The sequence below is a fragment of the Paractinoplanes durhamensis genome, from assembly GCF_016862175.1.
Classification (GTDB): domain Bacteria; phylum Actinomycetota; class Actinomycetes; order Mycobacteriales; family Micromonosporaceae; genus Actinoplanes; species Actinoplanes durhamensis.
The window spans coordinates 18,858-32,973 of record NZ_BOML01000006.1 but is presented as its reverse complement, the minus strand read 5'-3'; the positions used below and the strand labels follow the sequence as shown (position 1 = coordinate 32,973).

Annotated in this window: 5 protein-coding genes; all 5 read left to right on the top strand. The window is 70.3% G+C overall.

The window, feature by feature from the left end; all coding sequences use genetic code 11:
* Positions 1-59: 59 nt before the first annotated feature.
* The 5 genes from Adu01nite_RS03055 to Adu01nite_RS03035 all read left to right on the top strand — a co-directional run bounded on the left by Adu01nite_RS03055 (position 60) and on the right by Adu01nite_RS03035 (position 14,081).
* Positions 60-1,097: an SIS domain-containing protein gene (locus tag Adu01nite_RS03055; protein WP_203725093.1), complete on the top strand. Its 1,038-nt coding sequence runs from the start codon at positions 60-62 to the stop codon at positions 1,095-1,097.
* A 10-nt stretch (positions 1,098-1,107) separates the two neighbouring features.
* A complete protein-coding gene (locus Adu01nite_RS03050) occupies positions 1,108-2,655 on the top strand; it encodes a sensor histidine kinase (RefSeq protein WP_203724676.1) in 1,548 nt (515 codons plus the stop codon).
* A 172-nt stretch (positions 2,656-2,827) separates the two neighbouring features.
* Positions 2,828-7,090: a LamG domain-containing protein gene (locus Adu01nite_RS03045; protein ID WP_239132119.1), complete on the top strand. Its 4,263-nt coding sequence runs from the start codon at positions 2,828-2,830 to the stop codon at positions 7,088-7,090.
* Between the two features lie 14 nt (positions 7,091-7,104).
* Positions 7,105-13,722 (top strand): polymorphic toxin-type HINT domain-containing protein, encoded by a 6,618-nt coding sequence (locus Adu01nite_RS03040; RefSeq protein ID WP_203724674.1) that lies wholly within the window; start codon positions 7,105-7,107, stop codon positions 13,720-13,722.
* Positions 13,723-13,730: 8 nt separating this feature from the next.
* Complete coding sequence (locus tag Adu01nite_RS03035; RefSeq protein WP_203724673.1) at positions 13,731-14,081, top strand: Imm10 family immunity protein; 351 nt, start codon at positions 13,731-13,733, stop codon at positions 14,079-14,081.
* Positions 14,082-14,116: the final 35 nt, after the last annotated feature.

Sequence of the window (14,116 nt, the reverse complement as noted above, 5' to 3'; positions counted from 1 at the left end):
TCAGATGCGCGGAGATGCGCTCAACAGGGGAGGAAAACGTGACCCAGCGGGGCCAGGGCATGGCGGCGGACATCGCGGAACAACCGGGCGGATTCGCCCGCCTGCTCGACGGCGAGCACCGGGCGGCGATCGCCGCGGTGGCCGCCGAGGTCGCCGGGCGCAAGCCACGGAATGTGATGTTCGTCGGCCGCGGCACGTCCGACCACGCCGCGCTCTACGGGGCGTACCTCACCGAGATCCGGCTCGGACTTCCGGTCGCCAGCGCCTCACCCAGCGCGATCACCCTCTACGGCGCCCGGCCCGACTTCAGCGGCACCCTGGTCATCGGGGTCAGCCAGAGCGGTGGCTCCTCCGACCTGACCGGCGTGCTCGCCGCCGCCCGGGAGAACGGCGGCCTGACCCTGGCCGTCACCAACAACCCCGACTCGCCGCTCGCCCGGGCCGCCGAGCTCTCCATCGACGTGGCCGCCGGGCACGAGCGGGCGGTCGCGGCGACCAAGACCTACACCGCCGAGCTGCTCGCGCTGCTGCTGCTCATCGAGGGCGTGCGGGCCGGCGACGGCCGGTTGCCGGCCGAGGAACGGGCCGCCCTGGACAAGCTGCCCCAGCTGGCCGAGGACGCGCTCGCCGACCCGGCCGCCGACGCGCTGGCCCAGCGCTACCGGTTCGCCTCCCGGATGGTCACCACCGGCCGGGGATATGCGTACCCGACCGCCCGGGAGGCCGCCCTGAAGCTGATGGAGACGTCCTACCTGCCGGCCCTCGCGTTCTCCGGCGCCGACCTGCTGCACGGCCCACTGGCGATGGCCGACCCGGACGTGCCGGTGCTGGCCGTGGTCGGCGACGGCCCGGGCGGCCGGGCCATGCGCGACGTGGTCGACCGGCTCGCCGAGCGGCGCGCCGACGTGGTCACCATCGGGGCCAGCGACATCGACGGCGCCAGCGGCCGGCTGGCCGTGCCCGCGATCGCCGACGAGCGCTACAGCCCGCTGCTCGACATCCTGCCGCTGCAGAAGCTGGCTCTCGCCCTGGCGCTCGCCCGAGGTGAGGACCCGGACGCACCGCGTGGACTCAAGAAGGTAACGAGCACCCTGTAGAAATAAGGGCGTGTCTACGCTCCGTGATCTGGCCGAGGAGCACACCGGCCTCGGCCCAGCCGACATCGACCACCTGCACCGCCTCGCCGGGGACTGGCAGTTGCTGAGCGACCTGTCCTTCGCCGACCTGCTGTTGTGGGTGCCGGTGCGGAGCGATCCGGGCCGGGCGCGGGAGTTCCTGTGCGTTGCCCAGGTCCGGCCGACCACGGCGCCGACGGCGTACCAGGACGATCAGGTCGGCAAGATCGTCGGCGGGCCGGAGGTGGCCCACCTGGACATCGCCTTCACCCAGGAGCGGATCTGGCGGGAGGGCGACCCGGTCTGGTACGGCGACACCCCCGCCCGGCACGAGGCGATCCCGGTGCGGCTGCGCGGCGAGAGCGACCGCGAGGAGGGCTGGAGCGAGGTCATCGCGGTGATCGGCCGGGACACCAACCTGTCCACCGCGCGCACCCCCAGCCAGCTCGAGCTCAACTACCTGACCACGGCCGACGACCTGGCGCAGATGATGGCCGACGGCACGTTCCCGCCGCCGCGGCACCCGGGGGAGACCACCTCGGCGCCGCGGGTCGGGGACGGGCTGATCCGGCTCGACGCGAGCGGCAAGGTGACGTACGCGAGCCCGAACGCGCAGTCCGCCTTCCGCCGGCTCGGCTTCAACGCGCACCTGGTCGGCGAGGAGCTGTCCGGCCTGATCAGCCGGCTGGCCGCCGATCCGCTGGAGGGCAACGACGCGGCCGAGCGGATGCTGGCGTCGCTGCGCGGCGAGTTCCCGCCCCGGCAGGAGGTGGAGGCGCGCGGCGCCACCGTGCTCACCCGGGCGCTGCCACTGCTGCCGGCCGGAGTGCCGATCGGCGCGCTGGTGCTGGTCCGGGACGTGACCGAGGTCCGCCGCCGGGACCGCGCCCTGATGACCAAGGACGCCACCATCCGGGAGATCCATCACCGGGTGAAGAACAACCTGCAGACGGTGGCCGCGCTGCTGCGCCTGCAGGCCCGCCGGGTGGACTCGCCGGAGGGCAAGATGGCGCTCCAGGAGTCGGTGCGCCGGGTCGCCTCGATCGCGCTGGTCCACGAGACGCTCTCGATGTCGAGCGACGAGGCGGTCGAGTTCGACGGCATCGTCGACCGGGTGGCCACCGCGGCGACCGAGGTGGCGGCGACCAACTTCACGGTCAAGATGCGGCGCGAGGGCACCTTCGGGGTGCTGCCCGCCGAGATCGCGACGTCGCTCGTCATCGTGGTCAACGAGCTGCTGATCAACGCGGTCGAGCACGGCTTCCCGGCGTCCGACGACGACGAACCGCTGGACACCGAGCGGGCCGAGGTGGGCGAGGTGGTGGTCTCCGCGCACCGGTTCCGCAAGCAGCTGCACGTGACCGTGGCCGACAACGGCGCGGGCCTGCCGGACGGCTTCCGGGCCGAGTCGAGCGGCAACCTCGGCCTGCAGATCGTCCGCGCGCTGGCCACCGGTGAGCTGCGCGGAAGCATCGAGTTGCGGAACCGGGCCGGCGGCGGCACCGAGGCCGTGCTGGTGGTTCCGTTGGGTAAGAGATAAGTCTAATTAGATGGTCTTCACTATTGACTAAGGTCTACTTAAACATCTAACTTCGGGATCCACGCACGCCGAAACGGGGTCGGTCGGGCGTCGATGCCTTGGTGCTCGAATTCCCTGCTTGAACCCTGCTCGGGTGGTTTTTGCTTGGTTCACGGGGGAGCAACACGTGTCGATGACGCATGCCCGGATTGCGCTGGGCTCCGCGCTCGCGGTCCTGGCCACATCCATATCCGCGGTCGGATTCAGCAACACCGCACAAGCCGCCTGCCCATCCGGGGAGGCCGTCAGCGAGACCGAGGCGAGCGCGCAGCGGCTCGCCGAACTCTGCGACAAGCCGGTCGAGGTGCTCGCCGAGGCGAACGAGACCACCAAGGTCCTCGCCCTGCCGAACGGCAACTTCTCCTACGAGTCGTACGTCGAGCCGCAGCGGGTCGAGCGTGACTCGCGCTGGATCGCCCTCGACACCAACCTGGCGCCCGGCGCCGACGGGCGGCTCCGCCCGCGCGCCGCGGCCGACGTGTCCTTCTCGGCCGGTGGGTCCGGCCCGCTCGCGGTCTACCGCGAGGGCGGCGCCGACTTCTCGCTGACCTGGCCGGACGCACTTCCGGCCGGCGTGGTCAGCGGCGACGCGATCACCTACCCCGAGGTCTACCCGGGTGCCGACCTGGTGGTCCGCGCGGTGGCCGGGGGCTTCTCGCACGTGCTGGTGGTCAAGACGCCGGCGGCCGCCGAGAACCCGAAGGTGCGCGCGACGGCGTACCAGATCGGTGGCTCCGCGACGGTGACCGAGACCGACGGTGAGATCGTCCTGAAGGGACCGCGCGGCGTCGTCGCCGGCGCGCCGCGCGCGGCCGCCTGGGACTCCACCCGCAGCAAGCCCGACCCGGCCGGCACGCTGCGCCGGCTCGCCTCCGAGGCGGCCGTGGCCGATCCCTCCACCCTGCAGGCGCCGGGCGGCCTGGCCCAGCAGGCGGAGGTCGACGTCGAGGTGGCCGGCAAGCGGCTGACCGTGCGGACCGACCCCGCCCTGCTGGACGGCGCGGCGCGGTTCCCGATCTACATCGACCCGACCTACTCGAAGTACTACCAGAAGTGGATCCCGGTCAACGACTCCCGGCCGGACACCAAGTGGACGTCCGGGAACGCCTGGCCGCGCGACGTGATCCGGATCGGGTCGAACTTCGACGACTACGGCGACATCTGGCGCGCGCACACCCAGTTCGACGTCACCGCGCTCAAGGGCAAGCGGATCATCAAGACGCCGAGCGTCGAGGTCTACCTGACGCACACCGCCTGGTGCGCGGGCGAGTCGATGCAGCTGTGGCAGACCAACGGGATCGACGGCAACACCCCGACCTGGAACGGCATGAAGGGCAAGTGGCTGCACGGCGCCGCCCTGCAGACCAAGACGGTCAAGGCGAACAGCGGGTGCAGCGGGCAGACGCCGTCCTGGGCGAAGTTCAACGCGGCCGGGGTGAAGACCCACGTGCAGCGGCACGCCGACGCGAGCTACAGCACCATCACCTTCGGCCTGCGGATGAAGACCGAGAGCGGCGGCCACTGGGCCAAGGCCGAGCGCGGCAAGGTCAAGCTGGTCGCCGAGTACCAGTCGAAGCCGACTTCGCCGGTCGCGGTCCGCTCGTCGCCGGGCGGCAACTGCAACGCGACCTCGCCCGGTCCGTGGATCAACGACAGCACCCCGGCGCTCTACGGCAAGGCCGCCGACGCCGACAACTCGGTGAAGATGGTCTTCGACCTGACCGGCCCGACCACCCCGGCCGACTTCACCTCCGGCGCGGTCGCGTCGAACAAGGAGGCCGGCTGGACCACCCCGGTCCTGGCCGACGGCGCCTACAAGTGGCGCGTGCATGGCACCGACGGCACCGATACGACGGCCTGGACCGGCTACTGCTACTTCCGGATGGACCACACCCCGCCCACCCTGCCGGTGATCACCCGGACCTCGGGCACGCCGGTACTCGGGCAGCCGGTGACGCTGAGCTTCGCCTCCACCGACGCGGGGTCGGGCGTGCTGCGCTTCGAGTACGGCATCGGCGTGGACGCCAAGGAAGCCCCGCTGACCGCCGCCTCGGGCAAGGCGAACCTGACCTTCACCCCGGACACCGGGCGGACCCAGGTCTACGTCTGGGCGCGGGACAACGCGGGCAACTACTCGGCCCGGGCGATCTACAACGTGTTCACCGGCCGGGTCACCCCGGTGCAGCCGATGGGCATCTGGCGGATGACCTGGGACCTGCGTGACGACTCGGGCACCACCGACGTGTCCGGCAACAAGGACATCGCCGCCGCCCAGAAGGACCTCACCGCCACCGCGACCGGCACCGGCTACGGCGCCGACCGGCAGGGCCGGGGCGGCGCGGCGCTCACCCTGAACGGCAGTGCCTGCGCCTACACCGGGCCGGTGCTGCGCACCGACGCCGAGTTCACCGTCGCCGCCTGGGTGAAGCTGGCCGACAAGACGGCCGACCGGGCGGTGGTCACCATCTCCGGCACCAACACGCAGGCGATGACCCTCTACTACGACAAGGCCAAGGACCGCTGGAACCTCGGTGTCTCCTCGGCCGACGTGGCCACGCCGACCTGGACGACGGTCTACAGCCCGGCCGCACCGGCGGTGAACACGTGGGAGCACGTCGGCGCGACCGTGGACCCGGCCGGCAAGCTGCTCCGGCTCTACGTCAACGGCAAGATGGTCGCCGAGGCGGCGATCGCCAACCCGACCTGGCACGCCGGCTACCGCACGATGATCGGCTGCAGCGGGACCTCGACGGTCTCCACCACCAAGCCGATGAACGGCACGATCGACCAGGTCGGCATCTGGAGCGGCCTGCTCAGCGAGGCGCAGATCCTGGCGGCCGGCAACGAACTGCCGGCCGGCATCTCGGGCGCCTGGGCGCTGCGCGGCAACGGCTCGGACCGGGCCGGTCACGAGTACGACCTGACCGTCCCCGAGCCGGTGGTGGCGACGCCGACGCCGGAGCCCACCGAGGAGCCGACGGAGGAGCCGACCGAGGAGCCCACCCCGGACCCGACCGACCAGCCCACCCCGGACCCGACCGAGACCGGCGACCCGACCGAGCCGGACCCGACCGGAACCCCCGAGGTGCCCGAGGAGACCGACGAGCCGACCGAGGACCCGACCGAACCGGAGACCCCGCCCGTGCCGGCCGTGCCGGTGGAGTGGACCGCCGACCAGTACGCCCGGCCCGACTCGGCCTGGTACGTCAGCGGTGACCGGTGCGCCACCAGCCCGCGCTCGGTGATCCGCAGCGACGAGTCGTTCTCGGTCTCGACCTGGGCCCGGATCGACGACATCACCGCGATGAACCAGACCATCCTCGGCTCCGACGGCGGCCGGGTCAGCGGCTTCTTCCTGGGCGCCCGGGCCAACGGGCAGGGTGTGCCGTTCTGGTCGCTGATGATGAAGGCCGGCGACGACGAGACCTCCTCGTCCGAGTGGGCCTACTCGACCACCGACGCGTTCGCCGCGACGGCCGGCAAGTGGACCCACCTGACCGCCGTCTACAACGCCACCACGAAGTCGATCACCCTCTTCGTCAACGGCGCGAAGGCGTCCACGGTGACCCGGACCGGCGCGAACTGGAGTGCCACCGGACCGCTGACGATCGGCTGCGGTAGGTACGCCGGGGCGGCCGCGGACTACTTCCGGGGCGCGATCTCCGACGTGAAGGTGTGGCGCGGTGCGCTGACCGACGCCGAGGCGGCCGCGGTCAAGCAGGCCAACAACCCGGTCAAGGTCGAGGGCCAGTGGCCGCTCGAGGGCCCGCGCGCCGACGAGCCGACCAACCTGGACGACACGTCCGGCAACGGCCGTCATCTGTCGGTGGCCGGCGAGTACACCTGGGAGCAGGACCGGTTCGCCAGCCGGAACGGTGCGCTGGGCCTGGCCCTGGCCGACGGATCGTGTGCCACCACGAGTGGAGCGGTGGTTCGCACCGACGGCTCCTTCTCGGTGGCGGCCTGGGTCGCGGTGGACGCGTTGACCGGCACCCGCACCGTGGTGTCCCAGTCCGGCGCGGTCCGGCAGGGCTTCCGGATCGAGTACTTCGGTGACGCCGGCCGCTGGCGGGTCGTCATGCCGGGCGCCGACACGTCGGCGGCCGCCCTGGTCGAGGTCCGCTCGCTCGCCGCTCCGGTGGTCGGCACCTGGACCCACCTGGCCGCCGTCTACGACCTGCCGGCCAAGAAGCTGCGCTTTTACGTCGACGGTGAGCCGCAGGGCGAGGTCGCGGTGCCGGCGACGCCGTGGCACGCCGCGGGTCCGCTCACGGTCGGTTGCACCGGCACGACCGCCGGCGCCCGCTCCAACTACCTCGGTGGTGTCGTCGACGACGTCCGGGTCTGGACCTCCACGGTCGACCCCGACCTCTTCGGCACCTTCGCCCACGCCTGATGGGGAGCCAAAACATGTCCCACAGATCTAGGTTCGCGCTGGCCACGGCCGCGCTCATGGTTACCGGATTCCTCACCTACCACTGGGCCGCACCGATCCTGAACGGCGAGCGGGACGTCGATTCCGTCGCCGCCAAGGACTTCGGCACCGTCAAGGTCAAGACCGCGCCGCTGCCCACCGACGGTGGCGCCTGGACCGGTCCGGAGAAGGGGCGCTGGCCGTCGGCCGGCTCCGCCGAGATCACCCTGACCAGCACCGCGGTGTCGGCCCGGGCCGGGTCGATCCCGGTCACGGTCCGACCGGTCAAGAACAAGAAAGCGCCTTCCCGGGTACGCGTCTCCACGCTCCCCGAGGAGCAGTCCACCAAGCTCGGCCTCAGCGGTCCGGTCATCGCCGTCGAGGCCGACCAGCCGGGCGACGTCGAGACGACCGTCGACTTCGACACCTTCGCCGGCCTGTACGGCGGCGGCTGGTCGAGCCGGCTCAACCTGGCCCAGCTGCCCGCCTGTGCGGCCACCACGCCCGAGCTGCCGGAGTGTCAGGACCCGGTGCGGGTCCCGACCAACCGGGCCGGGAACACCCTGTCCACCCCGATGACGCTGTCCGGCTCGGCCGCGACGGTGCTCGCGCTGGCCGCCGACACCGAGTCGGGCGAGGGCGACTACAAGGCCAGCGACCTGCAGGCCTCCGGTTCGTGGACGGCCGGCGACGGATCCGGCGCGTTCACCTACACGACCGCGATCACGGTGCCGGCCACCCAGGGCCCGACGCCGGAGATCGCGCTGAGCTACTCGTCGCAGATGGTCGACGGCCGAACGGCCGGCGCCAACAACCAGGCCTCCTGGGCCGGTGACGGCTGGGACTACACGCCCGGCTTCGTCGAGCGCTCCTACGTGCCCTGCCTCGACGACCTGGCCAAGGTCGACGACAAGGACCCGAACAACAAGGAGAAGAAGACCGCCGACCAGTGCTGGAAGGACAACTCGCCGAACATCACGGTGGCGCTCGGCGGCACCAACACCACCCTCGTCAAGGACGACGACACCGGGAAGTGGCGGCCGGCCCAGGACGCCAACTGGAAGGTGGAATACGAGGGGGCGCCGGCGACCAAGGACGCCGCCACCACCGAGCGCTGGACCATCATCACCGCCGACGGCACCCGCAACTACTTCGCCGCCGAGGTGGCCGCCGCGAACTCGCGCTGGACCGTGCCGGTCTTCGGTAACCACGAGGGCGAGAAGTGCCGCGCCGACGCGTTCAAGGACTCGTCCTGTCAGCAGGCCTGGCGCTGGCTGCTCGACAAGCAGGTCGACATCCACGGCAACACCACCCGGTTCTACTACAAGAAGGAGACCGGGCACTACGGCGCGGCCGGTGACAAGGCCAACCGGGTCTCGTTCGACCGCGGCGGCAACCTCGAGCGCATCGAGTACGGCCTGAACTCCGCCTACCCGGACACCGCCGCGACCGCCCGGGTCGTGTTCAGCACCGCCGACCGCTGCTTCGCCACCGAGTGCTACAAGGACGACAAGCCGGTCAAGGCGAACTGGGCGGACGTCCCGTGGGACAAGGAGTGCGCCGCCGAGCCGTGCACCGACAAGCTCGCGCCGGTCTTCTTCTCGATCAAACGCCTGACCAAGATCACTTCCGAGGTACGCCGGGGCAGCGCGTTCAGCCCCGTCGAGTCGTGGACCCTCGACCAGGAGTTCAAAGCGCCGAAGGCGGCCCAGTCCGCGTCGCTCTGGCTCAAGCAGGTCACCCACGCCGGCCACGTCGGCAGTACCGTCACCGACCCGCCGGTGGTCTTCACCGGCGTCGAGTTGGCCAACCAGGTCAACGCGATCGCCGGCGCCCAGCTGTTCTCCCGCTGGCGGATCGACAACGTCCGCACCGAGTCGGGCGCCGACATCCACGTCACCTACTCCGACGCCGACTGCGATGCCGGTGACCTGCCGGCCGTGGAGAGCAACACCCGGCGCTGCTACCCCGTCTACTGGACGCCGGACGGCTACTACGACCCGACCCGCGACTGGTTCCGCAAGTACGTGGTCACCGAGGTCACCCAGAGCGACCGCACCGCCGACCAGCCGCCGGTCCTGACCCGGTACGCCTACTCCACCGAGGGCACCGACACCAACGTCCTGTGGGGCTGGGACGACGGTGAGTTCACCAAGAAGAAGCACCGCACGTACGGCCAGTGGCGCGGCTACTCCCAGGTCATCACGCGGGTCGGCCAGACCGACACCGGCAAGGTGCTGACCACCCGCAAGCGCTTCTACCGTGGCCTCGACGACCAGCCGCTGCCCGACGACAAGACGCGCAGCGTGCAGGTCACCGACGCGGCCGGCACCAACTACACCGACCACTCGGCGCTGGCCGGCTCGCCCCTGGAAGAGGCGAAGCTCGACGGCGACACCGTGGTCGAGGCGGAAACCACGGCGTACTCGGTGAAGCAGACCGCCGCCCGCAGCCGCACCGGCGGCAGCGACAAGGCGTACCGGATCGAACCGACCGTCGAGAAGACCCGCAAGCTGCTGGCGGCGGGGGTGTGGCAGCAGACCGAGAAGCGCACCGCGTACGACGACGAGGGCAACGTCGAGCAGACGTCCGACCTCGGCGACACCGGCAAGGGCGGGGACGAGACCTGCACCCGCTACACGTACGTCAGCAATGACGATCCGTGGCTGCGCGGGCTGGTGTCCCGGGAGGAGAAGGTCGCCAAGGCCTGCACCGAGACGGTGGCCCGGCCGGCCGACGTCATCTCCGACGTCAAGACCTTCTTCGACAAGTCCGAGACGCACGGGACCGCGCCCACCAAGGGCCTGGTCACCCGGATCGACACGCTGAGCGCCTGGACCGGCGGTGCGGCGGTCTACACCACGACCGCCCGCTCCGCGTTCGACGCGCTCGGCCGCAAGACCAGCGACACCGACGAGCTGGGCAAGGTGACCACCACCAGCTACACGCCGGCCGGCCCGGGCCCGGTCACCCAGACCACGACGGTCAACCCGCTAGGCCACAAGATCATCACCGACCAGGACCCGGCCTGGGCCGAGCCGACCTCGATCCTGGACGCCAACAGCAAGCGCACCGATCTGGAGCGGGACCCGCTGGGCCGGCTCACCAAGGTGTGGCTGCCCGGCCGGGCCAAGGCCACCGCCACGCCGAACATGGAGTTCAGCTACCTGATCCGCAACAACGGCCCGCTCGTGACCACCACGAAGCGGCTCGGCGCGACCGGGAACTACGTCACCGAGGTCGGGCTGTTCGACTCGCTGTACCGGTCGGTGCAGACGCAGGAGGACGCGCAGAAGACCACCGACGGCAAAGACGCCCGGATGGTCAAGTCCACCGGCTACGACGACCGCGGTCAGGTCGGGTACAAGTCGGAGCAGAACTACGTGCTGGGCAAGCCCGGCACGGCGCAGGTGGAGATCCAGCCCGGCGCGGACCGCTACCGGACCGTCACCACCTACGACCGGGTCGGCCGGGTCGTCGAGGAGGCGCTCTGGTCGAACAACGTGCGCAAGTGGGGCACCACCACGGCGTACGGCGGAAGCAGCGCAGGCTGGCAGACCGCGGTGACCCCGCCGGCCGGCGGTACCCCGACCGTCACCATCGAGAACGCCGGCGGCGACGTCGTCGAGAAGCGTGAGTTCCACGGCGTCGTGCCGAGCGGCGACTTCGACGCCACCAAGTACACCTACACCGCGCGTGGCGATCTCGCGACGGTCAACAAGGGCTCCTTCACCTGGAAGTACGAGTACGACCTCCGGGGTCGCGAGGTCAAGACGACCGATCCCGACAAGGGTTCGACCTCGGTCGAGTACAACAACGCCGACGACGTGGTGAAGTCGACCGACGCCAAGGGCGACATCGTCTCGACCACCTACGACGACCTGGGCCGGCAGAAGGAGCGGTTCTTCAACGGCACCAAGTCGGCCGCCTGGACGTACGACTCGGTGGCGAAGGGGCACCTGACGAAGGCGACGTCGATCGTCGACGGGTTCTCCTTCAGCAAGGAGATCTACGAGTACAACGACGCCTACCAGATCGTCGACGAGGAATCGGTCATCCCGGCGATGACCGGCCTGACCGCGCTGGCCGGCACCTACGTCACCACCAACACCTACACCGCCAACGGCCTGCTCTGGCGGACCAGCCTGCCCAAGGTCGGCCCGATGGAGAAGGAGGGCATCACCCGCACGTACGACGACCTCGGCAACGTGGTCAAGCTCGCGGGTACCTCGTCGCCGTCCGGCACGGTCCGCACCTACGTCGAGAAGGCCAGCTATTCGCCGTACGGCGAGGTGCTCAACCGTTGGCTGGGCACCTCCACCGGGGACAAACCGCAGGCGTACCAGAGTTACGTCTACGACGACGTCACCCGGCGCCTGCAGGAGTTCTACTTCGACCGCGACGCCACCGTGCCGAACGTCGCGGCCCTGAAGTACGACTACGACCAGGCCGGCAACGTGCTCTCGATGGCGAACCGGCCGATCGACGCCGACAACAACGCCCGGCCCGGGGAGGAGGACGTGCAGTGCTTCTCGTACGACTACCTGCGCCGGCTGACCCAGGCGTGGTCGCAGGCATCCACCACCTGTGGCACGCCCGCGGCCGGCGGTAAGTCGCCCTACTGGAAGTCGTGGGCCCTCGACGAGCACGGCTCGCGCACGTCGGCCACCGACCACGTGACCGGCAAGAAGTCCGACTACGCCTACGCCAGCGGCACGCACGAGCTGGCCACCATTACCACCGGCGCCGACGTCGAGCACTACGACTACGACGAGAGCGGCAACCTCGAATACCGCAAGATCGGCGACCGGACCGAGACGTACGACTGGAGCGCGCACGACAAGCTGACGAAGATCAGCGGCCCCGAGGGCGACACCAAGATGGTGTACGACGTGGACGGCAACCGGATGGCCCGGATCGACCCGAACGGCGCCGCCACGGTCTTCGTCTACGGCCACGAGTACACGACGACGCCGACGGCGGGCACCACCGCGACTCGCTACTACGAGCACGGTGGCGACGCGGTCGCCTCGCGGACCGACAGCACCAGCAAAAAGGGCGACATCATCTGGCTGGGCTCGGACTCGCAGGACTCGGCGACCTGGGCGGTCAACTCGGTCACCCGGGTCGAGACGGTCAAGTACAACGACCCGTACGGCAACGCCCGCAACAGCACGGTGAACACCCAGTGGCCGTCCGGTCAGCGGGGCTTCGTCGGCGGCATCAGCGATCCGACCGGCCTGACCCTGCTGGGCGCCCGCTACTACGACCCACGCACCGGCGCGTTCCTCTCGGTCGACCCCGAGGTGGACGAGTACGACCCGCAACGCCTGCATCCGTACGCCTACGCCAACAACAACCCGACCACCTTCTCCGACCCGGACGGCCTCTTCTGGGGCGCGCTCAAGAACGGCATCCAGAAGGCCGCCAGCTCGGTCGCGAGTGCCGCGACGAGCGCGGCGAAGGCCGTCGTCGACAACGCCGGCACGATCGCCACGGTGGCCGGCACGATCGCCACGGTGGCGGCGTTCCTGCCGCCGCCGGCCCAGGTCGTCGCCGCGGCGGCCGGAGCGGTGGCGGCGGTGGCCGGAGCCATCGACACCGCCAAGAGTTGTGTGGGCGGCGACACCATGGGTTGTGCCATGGGCATCGCCGGGATGGTTCCGGGTGTGCGCCAGGCCAAGACGGCCGCACGCGGTATCGGAGCGGTGAAGAACGCCGCCAAGTCCGGCGCGAAGGGCCGAGCCGCCCGGAGCGCCGGCGACTCCTGCGAGTTGCCGGGAAACAGCTTCGTGCCGGGAACACCGGTCCTCATGGCCGACGGCAGCCGCCGGCCGATCGAGGACGTCCAGGTCGACGACGAGGTCATCGCGGTCGACCCGGAAACCGGCGAGGCCGGCGCCCGGCCGGTGGTCGCGACCATCACCGGGCACGGCGAGAAGACGCTCGTCGACATCACCCTCGACAGCGACGGTGACACCGAGGCGGACGGCTCGGTCACGGCGACCGACAAGCACCCGATCTGGGTGGTGACGGCCGCCGCCTGGCTGGACGCCGACCAGCTCACCGCCGGCATGACGCTGCTGACCGACGAGGGCCGCCTGGCCACCGTGCTGACGGTCACGGTGCACACCACGATCGCCACGGTCCACAACCTGTCGATCGACAGCATCCACACCTACTACGTGGTGGCCGGGACCACCTCGGTTCTCGTGCACAACTGCCTGACCGGCAACCACGAGATCCAGGTCGACATCTACGACGAAGCGGGCAACTGGAAGACCGGGGTCTGTCTCCGCAGCGGCTGCAAGCAGCCGGGGGAGAGCAACCTGCAGGCACACACCGAGAACCGCCTGTCCCGGATGCTGCACAGCCTCGCCCGGCCGGCCATCAAGAAGGACCGCTACTTCGGGCAGATGCCGAAACTGAAGCGCGGCGACTCGGTTGTCATCAAGGGCGGGAATCACCCCTGCCTGCGGTGCCGAGGTGCAATGAATCGCCTGGCCAGGGACAATCCGGGAACCAACGTGGTCTATATGTGGCCGTCCGGTGGCGGGGTAACCTCCTGGTGGCAGGCGCTGCGGCCCTGGCGCTTCTGGAACAAGCTTATTTAGGCGAGGACATGACTGCGATTTCGTTCTACCGCTACGAGCTCGTCGACGAGGTAATGACTCTCACCCTGTCGGAGAAGCCCGAGGAAGAAGGCTTCACCGTCCATTTCATGCACGCGACATGGGAGGACGACGAGCACACGCACGAGGTGGCCAACGGCTCGGACGACAGTGCCGAGACCGCGGTGACCGCCTGGTCGATCGCCGACCGGGTTCTCTCGGTGACCTTCGAACCGGAGGCGGCCGAGGAACTCGGGTTCGACGAGGACCTGGAGCTGGAGCTGGAGTTGCCGGACGCCGGCATCGCCGAGGTCCGGCGGCGGCTCACCGAGATCCTGGTGGACGTGCCCGAGTCGAGATAGCAGGAAGTAGGTAGGGAGGCCGCCCGTTCGGGCGG

Bases quoted from the DNA above. Each gene is read 5' to 3' on its own strand.
- Adu01nite_RS03055 (WP_203725093.1), top strand. From the start codon at position 60: ATGGCGGCGGACATCGCGGAACAACCGGGCGGATTCGCCCGCCTGCTC.
- Adu01nite_RS03045 (WP_239132119.1), top strand. From the start codon at position 2,828: ATGACGCATGCCCGGATTGCGCTGGGCTCCGCGCTCGCGGTCCTGGCC.
- Adu01nite_RS03040 (WP_203724674.1), top strand. From the start codon at position 7,105: ATGTCCCACAGATCTAGGTTCGCGCTGGCCACGGCCGCGCTCATGGTT.
- Adu01nite_RS03035 (WP_203724673.1), top strand. From the start codon at position 13,731: ATGACTGCGATTTCGTTCTACCGCTACGAGCTCGTCGACGAGGTAATG.